The organism is Nocardioides euryhalodurans, assembly GCF_004564375.1.
In the GTDB taxonomy this organism is placed as follows: domain Bacteria; phylum Actinomycetota; class Actinomycetes; order Propionibacteriales; family Nocardioidaceae; genus Nocardioides; species Nocardioides euryhalodurans.
The window spans coordinates 597,350-618,089 of record NZ_CP038267.1 but is presented as its reverse complement, the minus strand read 5'-3'; the positions used below and the strand labels follow the sequence as shown (position 1 = coordinate 618,089).

The window sequence follows — 20,740 nt, the reverse complement described above, 5'->3', positions numbered from 1 at the left end:
GTGGCCATCCAACCCATCCGCCTCTTCGGCGACCCCGTGCTGCGCAAGCCCGCCGTCGAGGTCGTCGACTTCGACCGCGAGCTCCGCACCCTCGTCTCCGACCTCACCGACACCATGCTGGCCGCACCTGGCGCCGGTCTCGCCGCGCCCCAGATCGGCGTCGGCCTCCGCGTCTTCACGTGGTACGTCGACGGCGAGGTCGGCCACCTCGTCAACCCGGTCCTCGACCTCTCCGAGGAGCAGCAGGAGGGCCTCGAGGGCTGCCTCTCGATCCCGGAGCTCACCTTCGAGTGCCGCCGCGCGCTCTCGGTCGTCGCCCGTGGCCGCGACATGTACGGCGAGCCGGTGACCGTCGAGGGCAGTGCACTGCTGGCCCGCGCGATCCAGCACGAGACCGACCACCTCGACGGGGTGCTCTTCGTCGACCGGCTCGACGGCGAGACGCGCAAGGCGGCGATGAAGGCGATCCGCGAGTCGGACTGGTTCGGCCTGGAGAAGCCCACCGTGAAGGTGAGCCCCCACGCCACGCACGGGCTGGGGTTCTGATGCGCCTCGTCTTCGCCGGCACCCCCGAGGTCGCGGTCCCGTCGCTCGACGCGATCGCTGCGAGCGACCACGACCTGGTCGGGGTCGTCACCCGGCCCGACGCCGCTGCGGGGCGGGGGCGCAAGCTGGTCGCCAGCCCGGTCGCCCAGCGTGCCGAGGAGCTGGGCGTACCCGTCCTCAAGCCCGAGCACCCCCGGGACCCCGACTTCCAGGCCGCGCTGCGCGCGCTCGCGCCGGACTGCTGTCCCGTGGTGGCGTACGGCGCACTGCTGCCTCAGAGCGCGCTCGACATCCCGCCGCACGGCTGGGTCAACCTCCACTTCTCCGTGCTGCCCGCGTGGCGCGGCGCCGCCCCCGTGCAGCACGCGCTGTGGGCCGGCGACGAGGTCACGGGAGCGACGACGTTCCGGATCGTGAAGGCGATGGACGCGGGTCCGACCTTCGGCGTGATGACCGAGACGATCCGGCCGACCGACACCGCCGGCGACCTGCTCGCCCGGCTGGCCGAGGGCGGCGCCGGCCTGCTGGTCGCCACCCTCGACGGTATCGAGGACGGCAGCATCGAGGCCCGCGAGCAGCCCGTCGACGGCCTCAGCCTCGCCCCCAAGATCACCGTCGACGACGCCCGGGTGGACTGGAACCACGCCGCCGCCGCGGTCGACCGCCTGGTGCGGGCCTGCACCCCGGCGCCGGGCGCCTGGTCGACCCACGAGGGGGAGCGGATCAAGCTCGGCCCGGTCGTGCCCGAGCCCGGCCACGCCGGCCTGCCGCCGGGGGAGCTCGAGGTCACCAAGCGGGCGGTCCTCGTCGGGACCTCGACGGTGCCGGTCCGGCTCGGACAGGTGAAGGCGTTCGGCAAGAAGGAGATGCCGGCAGCCGACTGGGCCCGCGGTGTACGCCTGGAGTCCGGCGCCCGCTTCGCGTGACCCGGGTCACCCGTGGGTTAGGGTGACGGCGGCTCGTTGAACCTTGGACCGTCTCGGGAGGTACCCATGGCCGTGATGAGCGTGCTCGACCGCGAGCACACCGTCGCCCCGCACACCTACAACCGCTGGCTGATCCCACCGGCGGCCCTCGCCGCCCACCTGTGCATCGGCCAGGCGTACGCCACGAGCGTCTACAAGAACTCGATGGTCGAGCACTTCGGCACCTCGCAGACCTCGATCGGGTTCGTGTTCTCGATCGCGATCGTGATGCTGGGGCTGTCGGCCGCACTGTTCGGCACCTGGGTCGACCGGGTCGGCCCCCGCAAGGCGATGTTCACCGCCGCCTGCTGCTGGGCGTCGGGCTTCCTCGTCGGCGCGGCCGGCATCGCGACCGGTCAGCTCTGGCTGCTCTACCTCGGCTACGGCGTGATCGGCGGCATCGGCCTCGGCATCGGCTACATCTCACCGGTGTCGACGCTCATCAAGTGGTTCCCCGACCGGCCCGGGCTCGCGACCGGCATGGCCATCATGGGCTTCGGCGGCGGGGCGATGGTCGCCTCGCCGGCCTCGCGCCAGCTGATGGGCTTCTTCGACAGCGACTACGACCCGGCCGACGCGGCGTCGCTCGCCGACGGAGGAGCGCTCACCGGGCTGTTCGTCAGCCTCGGGGTCCTCTACTTCCTGATCATGATGATCGGCGTCGCCAACATCCGGGTGCCCCCGCCGGGCTGGAAGCCCGATGGCTTCGACCCCGCCCAGGTCAAGGAGAAGCCGCTCGTCACCGACGCCGACGTCTCGGCCGCCAACGCCCTGCGTACGCCGCAGTTCTGGCTGCTCTGGACCGTGCTGTTCTGCAACGTCACGGCCGGCATCGGCATCCTCGAGCAGGCCGCCCCGATGATCCAGGACTTCTTCCGAGACGGGGTCGGGGGCGCGTCCGCGGTGACCGTGGCTGCCGCCGGCGGCTTCGTCGGACTGCTGTCGCTGTTCAACATGGCGGGCCGGTTCGTGTGGTCCAGCACCTCGGACTACATCGGCCGCAAGCCGATCTACATGGTCTACCTCGGCGTCGGGATGGTGCTCTACGTCTTCCTGGCGCTCAGCGGGTCGACGACCATGGCGGTCTTCGTGCTCATCGCGGCGATCATCATCTCCTTCTACGGCGGCGGGTTCGCGACCGTGCCGGCCTACCTGCGCGACCTCTTCGGCGTCTTCCAGGTCGGTGCCATCCACGGCCGGCTGCTGACGGCCTGGGCGGCGGCCGGTGTGGCGGGCCCACTCATCATCAACGGCTTCCTCGACCGCGCCGGCGGTGCGGGCACGCTCACCGCCGACGCCTACCGGCCCGCGCTCTTCACGATGGTGGGCGTGCTGGCGGTGGGCTTCGTCGCCAACCTGCTGATCCGGCCGGTCGACGCGAAGTACCACGAGGACCTCACCGACCGCCACGCCCAGGCCGAGACCGACCGGCAGGCCGGTCTCGACGCCGAGGCGGAGCTCAGCCCGTCCAGCACCCGCGTGCGGCTGGTGCTGTCGTGGGGTGTCGTGGGCGCGCTGCTGCTGTACGGCGTCTCGCAGACCCTGGTCACCGCGCTCAACCTCTTCTGAGGGCCTCGCTAGCCTGAGCGCATGGGCAGGCCAGCGACCCCGGAGGACGTCGACCGGATCTGCGGGGAGCTCCCGGAGACCGAGCTCGGCATCTCGTGGGGCGACCGGCCGACCTGGAAGGTCCCGCGCGGTGAGAAGGGCAAGGGCTTCCTGCTCTACCGGATGCCCCACCCCACCGCGGTCGACGCCGAGACGGGCGAGATGTACGACGACCTGATCGTGATCACCACGCCCACGGCGGTCGAGAAGCAGGCGCTGGTCGAGGACGGGACCACGCCGTTCTTCACGATCGACCACTTCCGGAACACCGACGCCGTGCTCGTCCGGCTGTCGCGGCTCGGCGAGGTCGACGTCGACGAGCTCCACGGCATCATCACCGACGCGTGGGCCCGGCGCGCCCCGAAGCGGCTGGTGCGGGAGCACCTCGGCGATGACGGCTGAGGCGGGCGGGCGGCGCCCGTCCCGCACCACGGCCGACCCCGCCCGGCTCGCGGCGTACGACGTGCTGCGCGCCGTCCGCACCGAGGACGCCTACGCCAACCTGGTGCTGCCGCAGGTGCTCGCGAAGCACCGGCTCTCGGGGCGCGACGCCGCCTTCGCCACCGAGCTGGCCAGCGGGACGCTGAGGCGCCAGGGAACCTACGACGCCGTGGTCGACGCGTGCCTCGACCGCGGCCGGGTGCAGGGCCGGATCCGTGACGTGCTGCGGCTGGGGACCCACCAGCTGCTGTCCATGCGAGTGGGCACGCACGCCGCGGTGAGCGCCACCGTCGACCTGGCCCGGACCCGGACCGGCCCCCGCTCGGCGGGCCTGGTCAACGCCGTGCTCCGCAAGGTCGCCGCCCACGACCTCGCGACCTGGGTCGCCAGGGTGGCGCCGGACGCGACCGCGGACCCGGTCGGGCACGCCGCGGTCGCCCACAGCCATCCCCGCTGGGTCGTCGAGGAGCTCGCCCTGGCGCTCGGTCCCCGGCGCGACGAGCTCGAGAGGCTGCTGGTCGCCGACAACGCCTCGCCGTCCGTGGTGCTCGTGGCGCGGCCGGGCCGGGCCGAGGTCGCCGAGCTGCCGGGGGAGCCCACCGTGCTCTCGCCGTACGGCGTCGTGCTGCCCGGCGGCGACCCCGGCTCGGTCCCCGCGGTGGCCGAGGGGCGGGCCGGCGTGCAGGACGAGGGGTCGCAGCTGGTCGCGCTGGCCCTGGCCGCCGCCCCGGTGGACGGGGAGGACGGGCGGTGGCTCGACCTCTGCGCCGGCCCGGGCGGCAAGGCCGCGCTGCTGGCGGCCCTCGCAGCGCAGGCCGGGTCCTCCCTGGTGGCCGCCGAGCGGCAGCCGCACCGGGCGGCGCTGGTGGCCCGCGCGCTGGCCGGAGCCGACGGCGTCACCGGCATCCTCACCGCGGACGGGACCACCCCGGCGTGGCGCCCCGGGACCTTCGACCGGGTGCTCGTCGACGCACCGTGCTCCGGTCTGGGCGCCCTCCGGCGCCGACCCGAGTCACGCTGGCGTCGCCAGCCGGGCGACGTCGAGGACCTGGTGCCGCTCCAGCGGTCGCTGCTCGCCTCCGCCCTCGACAGCGTGCGCCGCGGTGGCGTCGTGCTCTACGCGACCTGCTCGCCCGTCGTCGCCGAGACGGTGGGGGTGCTCGAGGCGGTCCTGGCCGAGCGCCCGGACGCACGGCTGGAGCCGGTGCCGCTGGACCTGCCCGACGCCGAGGGTCCGCTCCCGGGAACGGTGCAGCTCTGGCCCCACCGGCACGCCACCGATGCGATGTTCCTGGGGCTGGTGCGACGGGTGTGACCAGTGGGTCGACGGGTGCCTGAAGACTCCGTGAGGATCCCGGGCCCGCCATGGACACGGTCCTGAGCCCTGCGGTGCAATGAAGGACGTGCGGCCCGGCTCGGCGGGCCGACGGGGAGGTAGCGATGCGACGCGTCACCACCACGGTCCTGCTGGCCCTCGCGGGCCTGCTGCCGCTGTCGACGCCGGCCCACGCCGACGAGGTCGTCGTGGTGCCCGGGACCAGCTTCCCCAGCGGTGACACCTACCTCAGCTGGTTCGGCTGCGACGACCTGTTCACGCCTGCGGTCGGCGGCCCGCGGGCCACGATCGGTCTCGAGGAGGCCGCGCCGCTGGGAGCGCGGGCCACACGCCTGGCGCTCGCCGGCGGTGGCACGGCATCCGGGCCGGTCGGCCGGGTCGGGTCCGTCGCCGACGCCACCTGGTCCTGGTGGGTCCGGCCGGTCTCGGGCGGGCAGGGCGTCGCCCACGTCTGGTACGTCTCGAGCGAGCTCGAGGACGGCGAGGTCTGGGTGGGCCGCGCCGACCTCGGCGCCACCGCGGGCAGCTGGCAGCAGGTCGAGCCCGCAGCCGCAACCTTCACGTGGACCAGGCACGTCGCCGCGACCGGCGAGTCGCTCGGGAGCGAGGGCGCCGCCACGGTCGACGCCTTCACGGCCGAGCACGGCGACGGGCCGGGCTACCTGCTGTCCGGCTTCGGCTGCGACGGGGCCGGGTTCGCGGTGGACGCCATCAGCGTCGGCGACCCGGGCAGCGTGACCACCTACGACCTCGAGGGCGTGCCGGTGACGACGACGATCGGGGCCTCGGCCGACCGGGTCGCCGAGGGAGCCGAGGTCGTCCTCACGGGCTCGACGATCGACTCCGGGCAGCGAGCGACCGGGGCGCCGCTGCGGCTGGAGGCCCGCCCGGAGGGCGCTGCCGACTTCGCGCCCGTCCGGGAGGTCGACCCGGCCGGCCCCGACGGTCGGGTCGTCGCAACCGTCTCCCCGGGCCGGACCACCGCCTACCGCTGGTTCATGCCGGCGACCGGCTACGCGGACGCCACCTGGTCGCCGGCCGTCGAGGTACGGGTGACCCGGCAGGGCGACTGAGCCCTCACCGGGCGTCGCGCACCCGGATCGTCTCGGTGCCGATCACGCCGAGCCTGCGGCTGGAGTAGACGCCGCGGACCTCGGCCCGGATCACCTCCACCCCTTCCCGCACGCCGTCGGTCCGTACCGGGATCCGGACCCGCCTGGTCAGCCGGCCGGCCGCGAGGAAGGTGGGGATCCGGGTGCGGTAGCCACCGAGCTCGCGCCCGGGCGGCACGGGGCCGAAGTGCCGCATCGCCCACCGGGCGTTCAGGTCGCCGACCTCGGCCACGTCCTGGCCCGGCGCCTCGACGAAGCGCAGCTGCAGGGAGTAGTAGCGGTCGGAGGCCGCCGAGGCGCGGATCACCCACGCGGCGCGCTCACCCTCGGTGATGGTGCGCGCCGCCGGCTCCAGCGTGAGGGTGGGCGTCGGGTCGTCGTCGCGGATCCGCAGCTCGCCGAGGCTGGAGCTGGGCATCACGTCGCTCACCGGCCGGGCGTCGAGCAGCAGCGACCGCAGGCGTACGTCGTCACGGGTGTCGGACTCGTAGGTGACCGCCAGCGTGCCGCCCGCCTCACCCGGCGCCAGCTGCACCAGCTGGGGCTCCGGCTGCTCGAGCCAGGCCTCGGGGTCCATCACCGTCACCGCGAAGACGGCCGGGCGGGTCAGCGTGCCGTGCACGGTGAAGGGCACGTCCACCTGCTCGGTGCCGTCGCCGTCACCCTCGGGGACGGTCAACCTGCCCATCTCGATCGTCGGGATCCGCTGCGACGGTGGCGGCGGGAGCGTGGCCGGCACCGCGGCGACGTCGAGCAGGAACAGGCCGCCGGTGGGACTGGCGCCGACCAGCTCCACCTCGGTGACCCGGCTCGGGTCGATGCCCGTGAGCGCTTGCGTGGGCACCCGGATGCTCTGGGCGTAGCCGACCGCGGTCCTGCGGTCGGTGGTGGCACCGAAGCGGTCGAGGCGTCGGCCGTCGAGCGGGTCGACCTCCACGGAACGACCGTCGGCGTCGGAGACCCGCACCCGGACCGCGCTGCGCCCCTCGCGGACGTCGCTGATGACGCGGAGGTCGAGCGCGGGCGAGGCGGTGAGGTCGAGCGGGGTGCCGAACGCCAGCCCGCCGGACCCGCCCGTCTGGTCCCACGTGAGGTGGAGCTGCCGGGAGAGCTGCTGGCCCGGCGAGGGCCAGCTCGCCCACGAGGGGGAGGACAGCCTGCTCCGTCCCCCGCAGCCGGCCGCTCCCTGGCCGGAGGCGGCCACGCAGACGCGGGCGCTCGCGTCGACCGCGGGCGTCGGCGTGGCGGCGCTGGTGCCCCGTCCCCCGAGCGCACGCATCGCGCGGCCGCCGTTGACAGCGTGGCTGCGGGCCGGGTTGTCGCCGGTGGAGGCGACGTGGCCGAGCGTGCCGTCGAAGAGGTCGAGGGCGTCGGGCTCGTGCCCGGTCATCAGCCACACCGCGCCGCCGACGTACGCCGTCCCCGCGGCCTGCTGCTCCCGCTTGGTGAGCCGTGTCGGGGTGCCGCGGCCGCAGACGCCCTCGCCGTAGCTGTCGTCCCACGACGGCGCTTGCGAGAGGCCCGGCGTCCACTCGGTGTTGAAGTAGTTGTGGTTGGCGTAGGGGATCAGCACCGAGGACTTGAGCGCGGTGTCGTCGGTGGTGACGTCGCGGGCCACGTCGACGAAGGACTGGCCCTGCAGGTCGGAGACGTCGCCGTCGCAGCCGGGCAGGAGCGTCACCGCCGGCAGGTAGGACGCGGTCTGCGTCGCGAAGTTGGTCGGCGCGATGTAGACCAGCCCGCTGAGGGTGATGTCGGGATCGCTGCCGAGGTCCTGGGCAGCGCGGTTGACCCCCTCGCCGCCCCGGCTGTGGCCGACCAGCACGACGTTGTCGGTGTCCACGGCGTACGTGCCCGAGGCCGACCAGCCCGCCCAGAGGTCGAGGTGGTGACGGACCAGCAGGCTCCGGGCGTCGGCGCCGCCGTCGGCGCTGCGGTAGTCCAGGCCGTTGATCGCGTTGGCGTCGATCGACACGGTGACGAAGCCCTGGCTCGCCAGGGTCTGCTGCAGGTAGTCGTAGCCGAGGTGGCTGGGGATCGGGAGCTCGTCGGGACCGCACGGCCAGCCACCGCCACCGCCCCCGTCGGGGGAGTAGCACACGGAGTGCCGCCCGTGGAGGAACAGCACCAGCGGCCGGTCCCCGGCGACCTCACCGTCGGCCGGGCGGACGACGTGGCCGCGAACCTCCATCGGGGACGGGAACCCGGGGAAGGGGAGGGTCCCCTCGTCGTACTCCTCCGTGACCGTGGCGTACGGACCGGCGACGCCGGGGTCCACGTCGTACGCCGGCCCGAGGTCGAGCGGGGGAGCCGCGGCCGGGACGGGCCCGCGCAGGCCGGCGTCCGGGTCGTCCGAGCGGTCGAGCACCCGCTCGCCCAGCAGCACGTCGAGGGTCCGGGGGTCCGGCCGTCGGGCCGTGGTGACGCTGACGCTGTCGCGGGTGAGCGTCACCGTCCCGACCGGGACGCCGTCGCGCACCACGACGGGAGTGGCTCCGGTGAGGGGCAGCGGGCCGGGCGAGGTCCAGGTGGCGACCCAGCCGGCGGCGGCAGGCACCACGCTCCACCCCTCCGCGAGGCCGCCGGCCGCCCGCGGCGACGCCGGACCGGGCTCCCGGGGGCGGGGTCGGCGGCGGCGCCGAGCGGTGCGACCACCAGCAGGGCGACCAGGGCCGCCACCGTGCTCGTCAGGGTCCTGTGCGACATGCGTGCCCCCTCGTGCTCCCCGGGGTCGGCGACCCCCCTCTCGAAGATAGACGCCTGCCGGGGCCGAAAGGTTTTCCTCCCTCGCTGGGCTCTTCGCTAGGTTGCCGGAGTGGCCTCTCCCTTCACCGAGATCGAGGTGGACGACCGCGTCGTCAAGGTGACCAACCCCGACCGCGTCTACTTCCCGGAGTCAGGGGCAACCAAGCTCGACCTGGTGGAGTACTACCTCGCCGTCGGCGACGGCATCGTCAACGCGCTCTTCGAGAGACCGTGCATGCTGCACCGGTTCCCCAAGGGGCTGGCCGGCGACAAGGTGCACCAGAAGCGGATTCCCGCGGGTGCGCCGCCCTGGGTGGAGACGGTCCGGCTGCACTTCCCCCGCTGGAACCGCACGGCCGACGAGCTGTGCGTGACCGAGCTGGGGGCGGTGATCTGGGCCGTGCAGATGTCGACGGTCGAGTTCCACCCCTGGAACAGCCGGCGAGCGGACACCGAGTCACCCGACGAGTGGCGGATCGACCTCGACCCGGGGCCGCTGTCCGACTTCGCCCAGGTGCAGCGCGTCGCCGGCGTCGTCCACGAGGTGCTCGACGAGCTCGGCGCGGTCGGCTACCCCAAGACCAGCGGCAGCAAGGGGCTGCACGTCTACGTCCGCATCCACCCCGACCACGGCTTCCAGGACGTACGCCGGGCGGCGCACGCCTTCGCCCGGGAGGTCGAGCGGCGGGCTCCCGAGGACGTCACGACCGAGTGGTGGAAGAAGAACCGCGACCCGCACCACCTGTTCGTCGACTACAACCAGAACACCCGGGACCACACGATCGCGGCGGCCTACTCCGTCCGGGGGCTCCCGGACGCCCGGGTCTCGACCCCGGTCCGCTGGGACGAGGTCCCCGACTGCGACCCCCACGACTTCACGATCTTCACCGTGCCGCAGCGCTACGCCGAGCTCGGCGACCTGCACGGGGACATCGACGGGCACGTCTTCGACCTCGCCCCGCTGCTGGAATGGGCGGACCGGGATGCCGCCGAGGGGGCGGCACCTCCTGCCGACCCGGAGGCGGCACCCTAGGATCGCGGCCGTGGGCATCCAGATCACGCCGAGCATCCTCAACGCCGACTTCGCCGCCCTGGGCGCGGAGGTGGCGCGCATCCCCGGTGCCGACTGGGTGCACGTGGACGTCATGGACAACCACTTCGTCCCGAACCTCACCTTCGGACCGACGATGGTGGAGGCGCTGTCCCGGTCGACCGACGTCCCGCTCGACGCGCACCTGATGATCGAGAACCCCGACCGTGAGGCCCTGGCCTACGTCGAGGCGGGCTGCGGCTCGGTGACCTTCCACGTCGAGGCCGCGGCTGCCCCGGTCCGGCTGGCCCGCGAGCTGCGCAGCCACGGCGCCCGGGCGAGCATGGCCCTGAAGCCGGGCACGCCGGTCGAGCCGTACGAGGACCTGCTCCCGGAGCTCGACATGTTGCTGCTGATGACCGTGGAGCCCGGCTTCGGCGGCCAGAAGTTCCTGGACCTGGTGCTCCCCAAGATCAGGCGGGCGCGGGCGCTGCTGGACCGTCACGGCGTGGAGACCTGGCTGCAGGTCGACGGCGGCATCTCCCTGGAGACGATCGAGCGCTGCGCGCAGGCCGGGGCGGACACCTTCGTCGCCGGCTCCGCGGTCTACAGCGCCGACGACCCGGACGCGATGGTCACCGCGCTGCGAGACGCCGCCGCGGCTGCTCGCTGACGCCCACCCTGCGGGCTCCTCGGACGGGTGTGGGAGACCTCACGCAGCCGGCACGGGGACTCTGTGGCAGGCTGGTCACTGCAAGAGCCACTGTGAGAACAGTGCTCGCGTGCTCTGGGGGCGGTGGAACTCCGCACCGGCGGTCACAGTCCGCGACCCGGACGCAGCCAGCGTCCGGTTGACCAGGTGGAACTCCTGGACCGACGGTCATAGTCCGGATGAGAAGACGCACGCAGCGACGACCCCGCCCACCGGGGGCGTCGTCGACGACCTGCCCCGGAGCCCGTGAGCACCGACCGGAGCGAGGGCAGGCCGCCATGACCGTCACACCCGCCGAGAAGGCGGCGATGCGCCGTGCCCTCGAGCTGGCCGCGACGCCCGGCGTCCCGGCCGGTCCCAACCCGCGGGTGGGGTGCGTGATCCTCGGCGCCGACGGCGCCGCGCTCGGCGAGGGGTTCCACCGGGGGACCGGCACCGCCCACGCCGAGGTCGACGCGCTGAGGTCGGCCGGCGAGGACGCCCGCGGCGCGACCGCGGTGGTCACCCTCGAGCCCTGCAACCACACCGGCCGGACCGGACCGTGCGCGCGGGCGCTCGTCGACGCCGGCATCCGGCGCGTGGTCTTCGCACAGGGCGACACGAGTCCCGTCGCCGCGGGCGGCACCGCCACCCTGCGCGCCGCCGGCGTCGAGGTCGAGTCCGGGCTGATGGCCGAGGAGGCCCGGGCACTCAACCGGGCCTGGACGTTCGCCGTCGAGCACGGGCGTCCCTACGTGACCTGGAAGTTCGCCACCACCCTCGACGGCCGCAGCGCGGCCGCGGACGGGACCAGCCGCTGGGTGTCCAGCCGAGCAGCCCGCCGCGACACCCACCGGCTGCGCGGCGAGTGCGACGTGATGCTCGTCGGCAGCAACACGGTCGCCGTCGACGACCCCGAGCTCACCGTGCGCGACGAGGTCGACGAGCCGCTCCCGCACCAGCCGCTGCGCGTGGTGGTGGGGGAGCGGGACCTGCCGACCGACCGGCGGGTCTTCAACGACCGCGCGGAGACCCTCCAGCTGCGGACCCACGACCCGCGCGAGGTGCTCGACGAGCTCTTCGCCCGCGGTCGGCAGCACGTGTTCCTCGAGGGCGGCCCGACCCTGGCGGCGGCGTTCCTGGCCGCCGACCTCGTCGACGAGGTCGTCGCCTACGTCGCCCCCATGCTGCTCGGCGCGGGGCGAGCTGCGGTCGCCGACCTGGGCATCACCACCATCGCCGACGCGGTGCACCTGCCCGTGGCCGACGTGCACGTGCTGCAGGGGCACGACGGCGAGGACACCAACGTCCGCGTGACCATGAGGAGGAGCTGAGTTGTTCACCGGCATCATCGAGGAGCTCGGCACCGTCGCCGGCGTGGAGGACCAGGGCGACGCGGTCCGGCTGACCATCGAGGCGGGAACCGTGCTCGAGGGCACCGTCCCCGGCGACTCGATCTCGGTCAACGGCTGCTGCCTGACGGTGGTCGAGCACGACGGCAGCCGCTGGAGCGCCGACGTCATGCAGGAGACCCTCGACAAGACCTCCCTCCGCGGCGCCGCCCCGGGCGACCGGGTCAACCTCGAGCGGGCCGTCACCGTCGACAAGCGGCTGGGCGGCCACGTCGTGCAGGGGCACGTCGACGGCGTCGGCACGGTCCTGGGCCGGACGCCGAGCGAGCACTGGGAGGTCGTCGAGATCTCCCTCCCCGACGACCTCGGGCGCTACCTGGTCGACAAGGGCTCGATCACCGTCGACGGCGTCAGCCTCACGGTCGTCACGGCCGGCCGCGACCTGTTCACGGTCAGCCTGATCCCCGAGACGCTCGCCCGCACCACCCTCGGGAGCCGGGCGCCCGGCGACCGGGTCAACCTCGAGGCCGACGTGATCGCCAAGCACGTCGAGCGCCTGCTCACCTGGAAGGACGACGCATGAGCACCCGGATCCGCCTCGACCCGGTGGAGCGCGCGATCGCTGACATCGCGGCCGGCAAGGCCGTCGTCGTGGTCGACGACGAGGACCGCGAGAACGAGGGCGACATCATCTTCGCGGCCAGCAAGGCGACGCCGGAGCTGATGGCCTTCACGATCCGCCACTCCAGCGGTGTCATCTGCGTCCCGATGCCGGCCGACATGCTCGACCGGCTCGAGATCCCGCTGATGACCCCGCACAACAAGGACAAGCTGCGGACCGCGTACACCATCTCGGTGGACGCCCGGGACGGCGTCTCGACCGGGATCTCCGCGGCCGACCGAGCCCACACCGCCCGGGTGCTGGCCGACTCGGCGACCGAGCCGTGGGAGATCACCCGCCCCGGCCACGTCTTCCCGCTGCGCTACCGCGAGGGCGGCGTGCTGGTGCGCCGCGGTCACACCGAGGCGGCCGTCGACCTGGCCCGGCTGGCCGGGCTGACCCCGGCGGGCGTGCTGGTCGAGGTGGTCAACGACGACGGGACCATGAAGCGGGGTCCCGAGCTGCGGGAGTTCGCCGACGAGCACGGTCTCGCGATGATCTCGATCGACGACCTGGTCCGCCACCGCCGGCGCCACGAGGTGCTGGTGGAACGGGTCGCGGAGACCCGGCTGCCGACGCGGTTCGGCGACTTCACGGCGTACGGCTACACGATCTCCGTCGACGACGGGGAGCACATCGCGCTCGTCCACGGCGACCTGTCCGGCGACGAGCCGGTCCTGACCCGCGTCCACTCCGAGTGCCTCACAGGCGACGTCTTCGGCAGCCGGCGCTGCGACTGCGGGCCGCAGCTCGAGGAGGCGCTCGAGCGCATCGTGACCGAGGGCCGCGGCGTCGTCATCTACCTCCGCGGGCACGAGGGCAGGGGGATCGGCCTGGTCGCGAAGCTGCAGGCGTACGCCCTCCAGGACGGCGGGCGGGACACCGTCGACGCCAACCTGGACCTCGGGCTCCCTGCCGACGCCCGTCACTACGGGGCGGCCACCCAGATCCTGCGCGACCTCGGGGTGGGCAGCGTCCGGCTGCTCACCAACAACCCCGACAAGTCCACCTCCCTCGAGGAGTTCGGCATCCCCGTCGCGCAGCGGGTGCCGCTGACGCCCCGCCCCAACGACCACAACCTCGCCTATCTGCTCACCAAGCGTGACCGGATGGGCCATGATCTTCCCGACCTGATGGAAGGAACCACCCCGTGAGCACTGCAGGAGCACCCGACCAGAAGCCGTTCGACTGCCACGAGCTGCGGGTCGCCATCGTGGCCTCGAGCTGGCACGACACCGTCATGGACGGGCTGGTCGACGGTGCCCAGCGCGCCTGCCGCGACCACCAGGTGGAGGCGGCCTCGCTCGTCCGCGTCCCGGGCGCCTTCGAGCTGCCCGTGATGGCGCAGGCGCTGGCCGCGCAGGGCTACGACGCGGTGATCGCGCTCGGCGCCGTCATCCGGGGCGACACCCCGCACTTCGACTACGTGTGCAGCGCGACGAGCGACGGGCTCGCGCGGGTCGCGCTGGACCACCAGACGGCCGTCGGCTTCGGCCTGCTCACCTGCGACACCGAGGAGCAGGCCCTCGACCGGGCCGGCTACCTGCAGTCCCGCGAGGACAAGGGCTACGAGGCCACGGCGGCCGCGCTGTCCACGGCGGCCACCCTCAAGGCGGTCAAGCGAGGCTACGTCTAGGCTTTCGGCACGTGAAGACGTTCGAGGAGCTGTGGACCGAGCTGTCCGGGAAGGCCGAGACACGACCGGAGGGCTCGGGCACCGTCCGGCAGCTCGACGCCGGGGTGCATGCCATCGGGAAGAAGCTGGTCGAGGAGGCCGCCGAGTCCTGGATGGCGGCCGAGCACGAGACCCCCGAGCGGGCGGCCGAGGAGATCAGCCAGCTGCTCTACCACGCGCAGGTGCTCATGCTCGCCTGCGACCTGACCCTCGACGACGTCTACGCACACCTCTGAGGACCTGACATGACCGCCACCCCCACCGACCCGCTGCTGCGGGTCGCGGTCCCGAACAAGGGCTCGCTCTCCCAGTCGGCCTCGGAGATGCTGCGCGAGTCGGGCTACCGGCAGCGCCACGACTCCAAGGAGCTGACCCTCCTCGACGCCGAGAACGGCGTGGAGTTCTTCTACCTCCGCCCGCGCGACATCGCGCTGTACGTCGGCGAGGGCACCCTCGACGTCGGCATCACCGGCCGCGACCTGCTGCTCGACTCCGGGGCCAAGGCCGACGAGGTCATGGAGCTCGGCTTCGGCGGCAGCCGCTTCCACTTCGCCGGCCCGGCCGGCCGCTACGCGGGTCTCGACGACCTCGCCGGCAAGCGGATCGCCACGTCCTACACCGGCATCGTCCGTGACTTCCTCCAGCAGCGGGGGATCGACGCGAGCGTCACCCGGCTCGACGGCGCGGTCGAGACCAGCATCCAGCTGGGCGTGGCCGACGTCATCGCCGACGTGGTCGAGACCGGCAGCACGCTGAAGGCGGCCGGTCTGGCCACGTTCGGCGAGGTGATCCTCGACTCCGAGGCGGTGCTGGTCACCCGCGGTGGCGAGGCGCCGGCCGGCTTCGAGGTCTTCTGCCGTCGCCTCGAGGGCGTCCTGGTGGCGCGGACCTACGTGATGATGGACTACGACATCCCGTCCTCGCGCGTCTCCCAGGCCGTCGGCCTCACGCCCGGCATCGAGAGCCCGACCGTCTCCCCGCTGCACCGCGAGGGCTGGGTCGCCGTCCGCGCGATGGTGCCGCGCAACGGCTCGCAGCGGCTGATGGACGAGCTCTACGAGATCGGCGCCCGCGGCATCCTCCTCACCGACATCCATGCCTGCCGTCTCTGAGCCCGCACTGCCCCACACGTGGCGACCACTGGGCGTCCGCATGGCCGGCATCCTCTTCGGAGGCATGCTGCTGGTCGTCTGCGCGGTCGCGTGGTTCAGCTTCGACGCCGAGGTGCGGGCTCGCTTCACGCCCTTCCAGCGCGGCACCCTGGTCGCCCTCGGGCTGATGTTCTTCTCGGCCGGCCATGCCCTCGCGCGCTCCCGCGTGGTCGCCGAGACCGAGCGGCTGGTCGTCGTCAACGGCTACCGCCGCCGGGAGTACGAGTGGGCCGAGGTGCTCGCCGTCCACCTGCCGCCTGGCGCCCCGTGGGCGACCCTGGACCTCGCCGACGGCACCAGCCAGCCGGCGATGGGCATCCAGGGCTCCGACGGCGCCCGGGCACACCGGGCCGTGGCAGAGCTCCGGCTGCTGCTCAGCCACCCGGCCGGCTGAGCAGCCGACCGTCCGCGTCGACGAGCAGGTCGGCGCGCTCCCGGGTGCGGTCGCCGTCGTGCTGCGCTGCCTCGTCACGCAGCCAGCGCTCCTGGTGGGGGAGCATCGCCTCCCCGTCACGGACCCGCCAACGCTCGAGCCGGACGTCGTCCGGGGCCTCCACCCACACCAGCACGGTCGTGAGGTCGGCGTACGCCGGTGAGCCGCTGCCGACGCCGTCGAGCACCAGCAGCCCGCCCGGCGTGACCTCCTGCCAGTCGCCCCAGCCGTCGGCGTACCAGTCCCAACGGCGCCAGCGCCCGGTCTCGTCCCTGGCCAGCGGCCGAAGCAGCGCATCGATGCTGCCCGCCAGCCCCGGCAGGCCCCGCCAGCCCTCGAGCAGGTCGTCGACGTGCAGCAGCCGCGCGTCGGGGAGCAGACCGGCGACCCGGCGCGCGAGGGTGGTCTTGCCCGAGCCGGCAGGCCCGTCGACGCACACCAGCCGCCCGCGGCCCAGGGTCGGCGGACGGCCCAGCGCCAGGTCGACGACCGCGCGCGCGGTCGCTCCGGCCTCGTGCGACATGCCGATCAGGATAGGGCCGAGATGCCGGACGCGGCCGCGGCCGGCGACCTAGACTCGGCGCTCCGGTGCGAGCCCAGTCCCCGTCGAGCGGTGGCGCCGTCGTCCTGTCACCCGAGTCCTCAGGAGGGACCCACCCCATGCTCGCCCACCGCACGCGCCTGGCCGCTGCCGCTGCCGTCCTCGCGCTCGCCGCACCGCTGACCGCCGTCTCGACCGCCGATGCCGGGACCCAGGAGCCCCAGGAGACCCGCACCGTCACCATCAAGGGCATCGAGCCCAACCCGGGTCGGTTCTTCGCCAAGGGGAAGGTCATCCCGCAGTACGCCGAGCGCGGCGCGATCATGCAGCGCAAGCTCCGCAGCCAGTCCCGGTGGCGTGACGACTTCCGCTTCGAGACCAGCGCCACCAGCCGCTACCGCCAGCGGATCAAGCCGCTGCGGCGCGTCGGCACGGTCTGCTACCGGGTGAAGGTCAACGCCAGCAACGGGTTCCGCACGTCGTACTCCGAGCGGGTCTGCATCCGGACCTTCCGGGGCTGACGGATCAGAAGGCCAGGTCGAGGCCGCGGTAGGTCTCGACCTGGTCGACGAACGCGTCGCCCTCGAGCAGGTGAACGGTCCGGGTGTGCTCGAAGACCTCCCCTGACTTGGCGTGTCGGAACCACACCAGGTCGCCGATCCGCAGGTGTGCGGCGCCCGGTCCCGTCAGCGGCGTCTGCACCTCGCCGGCGCCCTCGAGACCGGTGAGGTGCAGGCCCGGGGGCAGCCACGGCGTCGGCAGCCGGTCGCGGCCCGCCGGGCCCGAGGCGACGAGGCCGCCGCCGTGGACGGTCGCGACCTGGGGCGAGGGCCGACGCACGACCGGCAGCGCGAAGAACGCCGCCGGCCGGGGCTCGAAGGAGCGGTAGTGGTCGAACAGCGTCGGCACCAGCAGCCCGGAGCCGGCGGCCACCTCCGTGACGACCGGGTCGGCGGCGGTGGTCTCGACCGATCCCGACCCGCCGGCGTTCCAGAGCTCGAGCTCGACCTCGCGGGCGAGCGCCTCGGCGACCTCACGGCGCCGGACCTGCAGCTGCGACTGCGAGGCCTGCTTGAGGCCGCGCACCACCAGCGACCGGACCTTCTGGGACGGGACGACGTCCTGCAACCCGGCGACCTGGCCCTCGTAGGTCATCACGCCGACCAGCCTGAAGCCCCGGCGCTGCATCACGGCCCGGGCCAGGGCGACCACGTCCTCCGGGTCGTGCAGGGGCGAGCGCTTGGGACCGACGTGCTGGCCGCCGACCCGCAGCCCGGCGTCGACGTCGATCGCGACCCGGACCGGGACGGCCAGCGACCGGCGTACGGAGTCGACGACGTCGAGGTGGGCGACGTCGTCGATCATGAGCGTGATCGCCGCGGCCGCGGCCGGCGAGGCCACCAGCTCGCCCAGCGCGGTCCGGTCGACGGTCGGGTAGGCCATCAGCAGGTCGTCGCTGAGGCCGTGCTCGTGCAGCCAGAGGGCCTCACGGAGGGCGAAGGTGAGCACCCCGGAGAAGGCGTCGTGGCGCAGCACGCGCCGGAGCAGGGCAGGGACCCGGACCGACTTGGACGCCACCCGGATGGGGGTGCCGGCCGCCCGGCGGGCCAGGTCGTCGGCGTTGGCGTCGAAGGCCTCGAGGTCGACCGCCATCAGCGGGGTCGGGAGGGGGCCGGACTTCGCCAGGGCAGCGGCCAGACGGCGCGCCAGCCGGCCGCGCTCCTGGGATGGTGGGGGCATGGCGCTCAGGTGATCCCGCGGCGCTTCAGGATCGCCTCGATGTCGGCGAGGTCGTCGTCGATGACCGGCTCGCCCTTGGTGCCCTTCGACGGCGGGAGCTCGCCTGAGCCCTTCCGGCCGCGGACCTCGCCGCTGCCGGGCTCCTTCGCCCCGCCGGCCGCCCGCTCGCGCAGGGCGGCAGAGGTCCCGAGGAGCACCACGGAGATCCCGGCCAGGACGATGCCCGCCCACACGACTGGGCTGAACACGATGCTGGTGGCCCAGTCGACGACCGAGCTGCCGATCTCGGTGAACATCTCCATCGTCCCGGTCATCCAGGCGGCCGGGGGGAGCAGCGTGAGTCCGGCTCCGCGCAGCCCGGAGGCGGCACCGCGGTTGCGGAACGCGTAGAAGGTCCATGCCGCACCGATGGCGGTCAGCACCGCGGTGAGTGCGGCCCAGGTCACCTCGTCCACGGGTTCAGCGTGGCACATCCGTGGTGGGTCGTCGTCCAGGTGGGAGGATCCGTGGCATGTCGGACTTCGAGGGCGCCCGCATCCCCGACCCCGGGTTCTCCGGCGACGACGGTGCCGCCGACCCCGCGCTGGCGCAGGCGCTCACGGCCTACGCCGCCGACCCGGGCACGTACGTCGACCTCCTCATGGCCCTGCAGGACTGCCGGGTCCTGGTGCCGGTGGTGGCGGTCCTCGGCGAGGTGGAGCTCGACGAGCAGGGGCTCGCCCACGACAAGTCCAGCGACATGGCGGCCGTGCTGATGGCCCGCCCGGACGGCCGGCGGGGACTGCTGGCCTTCACCGGCCTCGCCTCGCTGGCCGTGTGGGACGCCGACGCGCGCCCCGTCCCCGTGACGACGCGGCTCGCAGCCCAGGCAGCGGTGCAGGAGGGCGCCGACGCCCTGGTCCTCGATGTCGCAGGCCCGGTCCGCGTCGCGGTAGAGGGCGACGACCTGCGGGCGCTGGCCTCGGGCTGGGAGCTGGCCCGGGTGGGGGAGCGTGCGGGGTGGATTCGACCGGCGGGGGAATGAGCCGCTAGAGTTCTGCGTTGACCGATCAGTTCGCCGTGCCCGGATCCTCGGGTGCGAGGAACAGATCCTGCAAGCGGAGACCAGCAGCATCACGTCTCCCACCCGCATCGACCGCACCAGGTCGTCGGGTCCGGTCATCGGATGTCACGCCGGTCCGCCGTCGTGGCCCCCGAGGACACCCCGCCGTGGGCGAGGTGCCGCGACTGGCTTCCGCTTGTTGTTCAGCGGGAGCCTTCGTTGATTTCGGAGCCGATGAGCCAGTCGGGTGCCGGAGGTGGCGCAGTGACTCCCGGACGTGGAGAAAACTGGAGGACACATCAGCACCGAGCTGCGCATCAACGACCGGATCCGGGTACCCGAGGTCCGGCTCGTGGGTCCCAACGGGGAGACCGTGGGGATCGTGCCGACCGACCAGGCGCTCAAGCTGGCGCAGGAGGCTGACCTCGACCTCGTCGAGGTGGCCCCGATGGCCCGCCCGCCCGTCTGCAAGCTCATGGACTACGGGAAGTTCAAGTACGAGAACGCCCAGAAGGCCCGTGAGGCACGTCGGAACCAGACCAACGTGGTCATCAAGGAGATGAAGCTCCGGCCCAAGATCGACAAGCACGACTACGAGACCAAGAAGGGTCACGTCGTGCGGTTCCTCAAGGCCGGGGACAAGGTCAAGATCACGATCATGTTCCGTGGTCGCGAGCAGCACCGCCCCGAGCTGGGCTTCCGCCTGCTCCAGCGCCTCGCCGAGGACGTCACGGAGCTGGGCTTCGTCGAGAGCTCGCCCAAGCAGGACGGCCGCAACATGACCATGGTGCTCGGCCCCCACCGCAAGAAGGCCGACGCCAAGGCGGAGGCGCGCGTGGAGAAGGAGAGCCGCGCCGCCGAGCGCGCCGCGTCGGAGGCCGAGGAGGCCGAGTTCCGCGCGGCCCACCGGCCCGGTGGCAAGAAGGAGCGGGGTCGCTCCGAGAACCTCGACCCCGAGATCGAGGCCTGAGACCCGGGCGACCGGCACCACCGGTCGCGTACGACCGCACGACGAGAGAGAGAAGGCACATGCCCAAGAACAAGACGCACTCCGGTGCCAGCAAGCGCTTCCGCGTGACCGGGTCCGGCAAGATCCGTCGCCAGAAGGCGGGCCTGCGCCACAACCTGGAGAAGAAGCCGTCGAAGATGACGCGCCGCATGTCCGGGACCACCGAGGTCGCCAAGGCCGACGTCAAGCGCGCCCGCAAGCTGCTGGGTCGCTGACCCGACCAACCCCCACCGGTGGTCGGACCCGGCCACGAACAGTTTTGAGCAAGGAGTAACGACATGGCACGCGTCAAGCGCGCAGTGAACGCCCACAAGAAGCGCCGTACCACCCTCGACCGGGCCTCGGGCTACCGCGGTCAGCGCTCGCGCCTCTACCGCAAGGCCAAGGAGCAGGTCACCCACTCGCTGGTCTACAGCTACAACGACCGCCGCAAGAACAAGGGCAACTTCCGTCGCCTGTGGATCCAGCGGATCAACGCGGCCGCGCGTGCCCAGGGCATGACCTACAACCGCTTCATCCAGGGCCTCAACCTCGCTGGTGTCGAGGTGGACCGCAAGATCCTCGCCGACCTCGCCGTCAACGACGTGGCCGCGTTCAACGCCCTCGTCGAGACCGCCCGGGCCGCGCTGCCCGAGGACGTCAACGCGCCCAAGGCCTCCTGA

At 73.1% G+C, this 20,740-nt stretch carries 24 protein-coding genes and 1 riboswitch; of the genes, 20 read left to right on the top strand and 4 right to left on the bottom strand.

The window, feature by feature from the left end:
- From def to EXE57_RS02885, 6 genes are all read left to right on the top strand, one after another.
- Window positions 1–546, top strand: coding sequence for a peptide deformylase (gene def, locus EXE57_RS02910; protein ID WP_135073845.1), 546 nt, complete (start codon window positions 1–3; stop codon window positions 544–546).
- Window positions 546–1,472 carry a methionyl-tRNA formyltransferase gene (gene fmt / locus EXE57_RS02905; protein WP_135073843.1) on the top strand — a complete coding sequence of 309 codons (927 nt, stop codon included), beginning with the start codon at window positions 546–548 and terminating at the stop codon, window positions 1,470–1,472. Before def ends, fmt begins: the two co-directional genes overlap by 1 nt.
- A 66-nt stretch (window positions 1,473–1,538) precedes the next feature.
- A complete protein-coding gene (locus tag EXE57_RS02900) occupies window positions 1,539–3,080 on the top strand; it encodes an OFA family MFS transporter (protein ID WP_208542946.1) in 1,542 nt (513 codons plus the stop codon).
- Window positions 3,081–3,101: 21 nt separating this feature from the next.
- Window positions 3,102–3,521, top strand: a complete 420-nt coding sequence (locus tag EXE57_RS02895) for an MmcQ/YjbR family DNA-binding protein (protein WP_135073841.1) — start codon at window positions 3,102–3,104, stop codon at window positions 3,519–3,521.
- Window positions 3,511–4,875, top strand: coding sequence for an RsmB/NOP family class I SAM-dependent RNA methyltransferase (locus EXE57_RS02890; RefSeq protein ID WP_135073840.1), 1,365 nt, complete (start codon window positions 3,511–3,513; stop codon window positions 4,873–4,875). Before EXE57_RS02895 ends, EXE57_RS02890 begins: the two co-directional genes overlap by 11 nt.
- 125 nt (window positions 4,876–5,000) lie before the next feature.
- Entirely contained in the window at window positions 5,001–5,969 is a 969-nt protein-coding gene (locus tag EXE57_RS02885) for a hypothetical protein (protein ID WP_135073839.1), read from the top strand.
- A gap of 4 nt (window positions 5,970–5,973) precedes the next feature.
- Here the strand turns inward: EXE57_RS02885 and EXE57_RS02880 are convergent, their stop codons facing one another.
- The gene (locus tag EXE57_RS02880; protein WP_135073837.1) at window positions 5,974–8,568 is read right to left on the bottom strand and encodes an alpha/beta hydrolase; all 2,595 of its coding nucleotides are present in this window, start codon (window positions 8,566–8,568) and stop codon (window positions 5,974–5,976) included.
- A gap of 255 nt (window positions 8,569–8,823) precedes the next feature.
- Here EXE57_RS02880 and ligD point away from each other — a divergent pair, with 255 nt between their 5' ends.
- From ligD to EXE57_RS02835, 9 genes are all read left to right on the top strand, one after another.
- On the top strand, window positions 8,824–9,786 hold the full coding sequence (gene ligD / locus EXE57_RS02875; protein ID WP_135073835.1) for a non-homologous end-joining DNA ligase: 963 nt from the start codon (window positions 8,824–8,826) through the stop codon (window positions 9,784–9,786).
- A 10-nt stretch (window positions 9,787–9,796) separates the two neighbouring features.
- Window positions 9,797–10,456, top strand: coding sequence for a ribulose-phosphate 3-epimerase (rpe, locus tag EXE57_RS02870; RefSeq protein ID WP_135073833.1), 660 nt, complete (start codon window positions 9,797–9,799; stop codon window positions 10,454–10,456).
- Window positions 10,457–10,561: 105 nt separating this feature from the next.
- Window positions 10,562–10,692: riboswitch (FMN riboswitch) on the top strand.
- An 81-nt stretch (window positions 10,693–10,773) separates the two neighbouring features.
- Window positions 10,774–11,808, top strand: coding sequence for a bifunctional diaminohydroxyphosphoribosylaminopyrimidine deaminase/5-amino-6-(5-phosphoribosylamino)uracil reductase RibD (gene ribD, locus EXE57_RS02865; protein ID WP_244246965.1), 1,035 nt, complete (start codon window positions 10,774–10,776; stop codon window positions 11,806–11,808).
- A gap of 1 nt (window position 11,809) precedes the next feature.
- Window positions 11,810–12,409 carry a riboflavin synthase gene (locus EXE57_RS02860; RefSeq protein WP_135073831.1) on the top strand — a complete coding sequence of 200 codons (600 nt, stop codon included), beginning with the start codon at window positions 11,810–11,812 and terminating at the stop codon, window positions 12,407–12,409.
- Window positions 12,406–13,641 (top strand): bifunctional 3,4-dihydroxy-2-butanone-4-phosphate synthase/GTP cyclohydrolase II, encoded by a 1,236-nt coding sequence (locus tag EXE57_RS02855; protein WP_135073829.1) that lies wholly within the window; start codon window positions 12,406–12,408, stop codon window positions 13,639–13,641. Before EXE57_RS02860 ends, EXE57_RS02855 begins: the two co-directional genes overlap by 4 nt.
- Window positions 13,638–14,123 carry a 6,7-dimethyl-8-ribityllumazine synthase gene (gene ribH / locus EXE57_RS02850; protein WP_135073827.1) on the top strand — a complete coding sequence of 162 codons (486 nt, stop codon included), beginning with the start codon at window positions 13,638–13,640 and terminating at the stop codon, window positions 14,121–14,123. Before EXE57_RS02855 ends, ribH begins: the two co-directional genes overlap by 4 nt.
- Before the next feature lie 11 nt (window positions 14,124–14,134).
- Complete coding sequence (locus EXE57_RS02845) at window positions 14,135–14,398, top strand: phosphoribosyl-ATP diphosphatase (protein WP_135073825.1); 264 nt, start codon at window positions 14,135–14,137, stop codon at window positions 14,396–14,398.
- Window positions 14,399–14,407: 9 nt separating this feature from the next.
- Complete coding sequence (gene hisG, locus EXE57_RS02840; RefSeq protein ID WP_208542944.1) at window positions 14,408–15,274, top strand: ATP phosphoribosyltransferase; 867 nt, start codon at window positions 14,408–14,410, stop codon at window positions 15,272–15,274.
- The gene (locus EXE57_RS02835) at window positions 15,258–15,707 is read left to right on the top strand and encodes a PH domain-containing protein (protein ID WP_135073823.1); all 450 of its coding nucleotides are present in this window, start codon (window positions 15,258–15,260) and stop codon (window positions 15,705–15,707) included. The genes hisG and EXE57_RS02835 overlap by 17 nt, the downstream gene beginning before the upstream one ends.
- On the opposite strand, the gene EXE57_RS02830 is transcribed toward EXE57_RS02835, so the two are convergent.
- A complete protein-coding gene (locus EXE57_RS02830; protein WP_135073821.1) occupies window positions 15,688–16,269 on the bottom strand; it encodes a uridine kinase family protein in 582 nt (193 codons plus the stop codon). The genes EXE57_RS02835 and EXE57_RS02830 overlap by 20 nt on opposite strands.
- Before the next feature lie 137 nt (window positions 16,270–16,406).
- Between EXE57_RS02830 and EXE57_RS02825 the strand changes: the two genes are divergently transcribed.
- Window positions 16,407–16,808 (top strand): hypothetical protein, encoded by a 402-nt coding sequence (locus EXE57_RS02825; RefSeq protein WP_135073819.1) that lies wholly within the window; start codon window positions 16,407–16,409, stop codon window positions 16,806–16,808.
- 4 nt (window positions 16,809–16,812) lie between these two features.
- On the opposite strand, the gene EXE57_RS02820 is transcribed toward EXE57_RS02825, so the two are convergent.
- Both EXE57_RS02820 and EXE57_RS19900 read right to left on the bottom strand, forming a co-directional pair.
- Window positions 16,813–18,027, bottom strand: a complete 1,215-nt coding sequence (locus EXE57_RS02820) for an amino acid deaminase/aldolase (protein WP_135073817.1) — start codon at window positions 18,025–18,027, stop codon at window positions 16,813–16,815.
- A gap of 5 nt (window positions 18,028–18,032) precedes the next feature.
- Window positions 18,033–18,482 (bottom strand): cellulose synthase, encoded by a 450-nt coding sequence (locus EXE57_RS19900; RefSeq protein ID WP_135073815.1) that lies wholly within the window; start codon window positions 18,480–18,482, stop codon window positions 18,033–18,035.
- A 56-nt stretch (window positions 18,483–18,538) separates the two neighbouring features.
- Here EXE57_RS19900 and EXE57_RS02810 point away from each other — a divergent pair, with 56 nt between their 5' ends.
- The 4 genes from EXE57_RS02810 to rplT all read left to right on the top strand — a co-directional run bounded on the left by EXE57_RS02810 (window position 18,539) and on the right by rplT (window position 20,740).
- Window positions 18,539–19,051: an SseB family protein gene (locus tag EXE57_RS02810; RefSeq protein ID WP_135073813.1), complete on the top strand. Its 513-nt coding sequence runs from the start codon at window positions 18,539–18,541 to the stop codon at window positions 19,049–19,051.
- 295 nt (window positions 19,052–19,346) lie between these two features.
- The gene (infC, locus tag EXE57_RS02805) at window positions 19,347–20,039 is read left to right on the top strand and encodes a translation initiation factor IF-3 (RefSeq protein ID WP_135073811.1); all 693 of its coding nucleotides are present in this window, start codon (window positions 19,347–19,349) and stop codon (window positions 20,037–20,039) included.
- Between the two features lie 59 nt (window positions 20,040–20,098).
- Window positions 20,099–20,293, top strand: coding sequence for a 50S ribosomal protein L35 (rpmI, locus tag EXE57_RS02800; protein WP_135073808.1), 195 nt, complete (start codon window positions 20,099–20,101; stop codon window positions 20,291–20,293).
- Between the two features lie 63 nt (window positions 20,294–20,356).
- A complete protein-coding gene (gene rplT, locus EXE57_RS02795) occupies window positions 20,357–20,740 on the top strand; it encodes a 50S ribosomal protein L20 (RefSeq protein WP_135073806.1) in 384 nt (127 codons plus the stop codon).

Excerpts from the sequence above, each read along its gene's own strand:
- fmt (WP_135073843.1), top strand. The coding sequence starts at position 546 with ATGCGCCTCGTCTTCGCCGGCACCCCCGAGGTCGCGGTCCCGTCGCTC.
- EXE57_RS02900 (WP_208542946.1), top strand. The coding sequence starts at position 1,539 with ATGGCCGTGATGAGCGTGCTCGACCGCGAGCACACCGTCGCCCCGCAC.
- EXE57_RS02895 (WP_135073841.1), top strand. The coding sequence starts at position 3,102 with ATGGGCAGGCCAGCGACCCCGGAGGACGTCGACCGGATCTGCGGGGAG.
- EXE57_RS02890 (WP_135073840.1), top strand. The coding sequence starts at position 3,511 with ATGACGGCTGAGGCGGGCGGGCGGCGCCCGTCCCGCACCACGGCCGAC.
- EXE57_RS02885 (WP_135073839.1), top strand. The coding sequence starts at position 5,001 with ATGCGACGCGTCACCACCACGGTCCTGCTGGCCCTCGCGGGCCTGCTG.
- ribD (WP_244246965.1), top strand. The coding sequence starts at position 10,774 with ATGACCGTCACACCCGCCGAGAAGGCGGCGATGCGCCGTGCCCTCGAG.
- EXE57_RS02855 (WP_135073829.1), top strand. The coding sequence starts at position 12,406 with ATGAGCACCCGGATCCGCCTCGACCCGGTGGAGCGCGCGATCGCTGAC.
- hisG (WP_208542944.1), top strand. The coding sequence starts at position 14,408 with ATGACCGCCACCCCCACCGACCCGCTGCTGCGGGTCGCGGTCCCGAAC.
- EXE57_RS02835 (WP_135073823.1), top strand. The coding sequence starts at position 15,258 with ATGCCTGCCGTCTCTGAGCCCGCACTGCCCCACACGTGGCGACCACTG.
- EXE57_RS02830 (WP_135073821.1), bottom strand. The coding sequence starts at position 16,269 with ATGTCGCACGAGGCCGGAGCGACCGCGCGCGCGGTCGTCGACCTGGCG.
- EXE57_RS02825 (WP_135073819.1), top strand. The coding sequence starts at position 16,407 with ATGCTCGCCCACCGCACGCGCCTGGCCGCTGCCGCTGCCGTCCTCGCG.
- EXE57_RS02820 (WP_135073817.1), bottom strand. The coding sequence starts at position 18,027 with ATGCCCCCACCATCCCAGGAGCGCGGCCGGCTGGCGCGCCGTCTGGCC.
- EXE57_RS02810 (WP_135073813.1), top strand. The coding sequence starts at position 18,539 with ATGTCGGACTTCGAGGGCGCCCGCATCCCCGACCCCGGGTTCTCCGGC.
- rpmI (WP_135073808.1), top strand. The coding sequence starts at position 20,099 with ATGCCCAAGAACAAGACGCACTCCGGTGCCAGCAAGCGCTTCCGCGTG.
- rplT (WP_135073806.1), top strand. The coding sequence starts at position 20,357 with ATGGCACGCGTCAAGCGCGCAGTGAACGCCCACAAGAAGCGCCGTACC.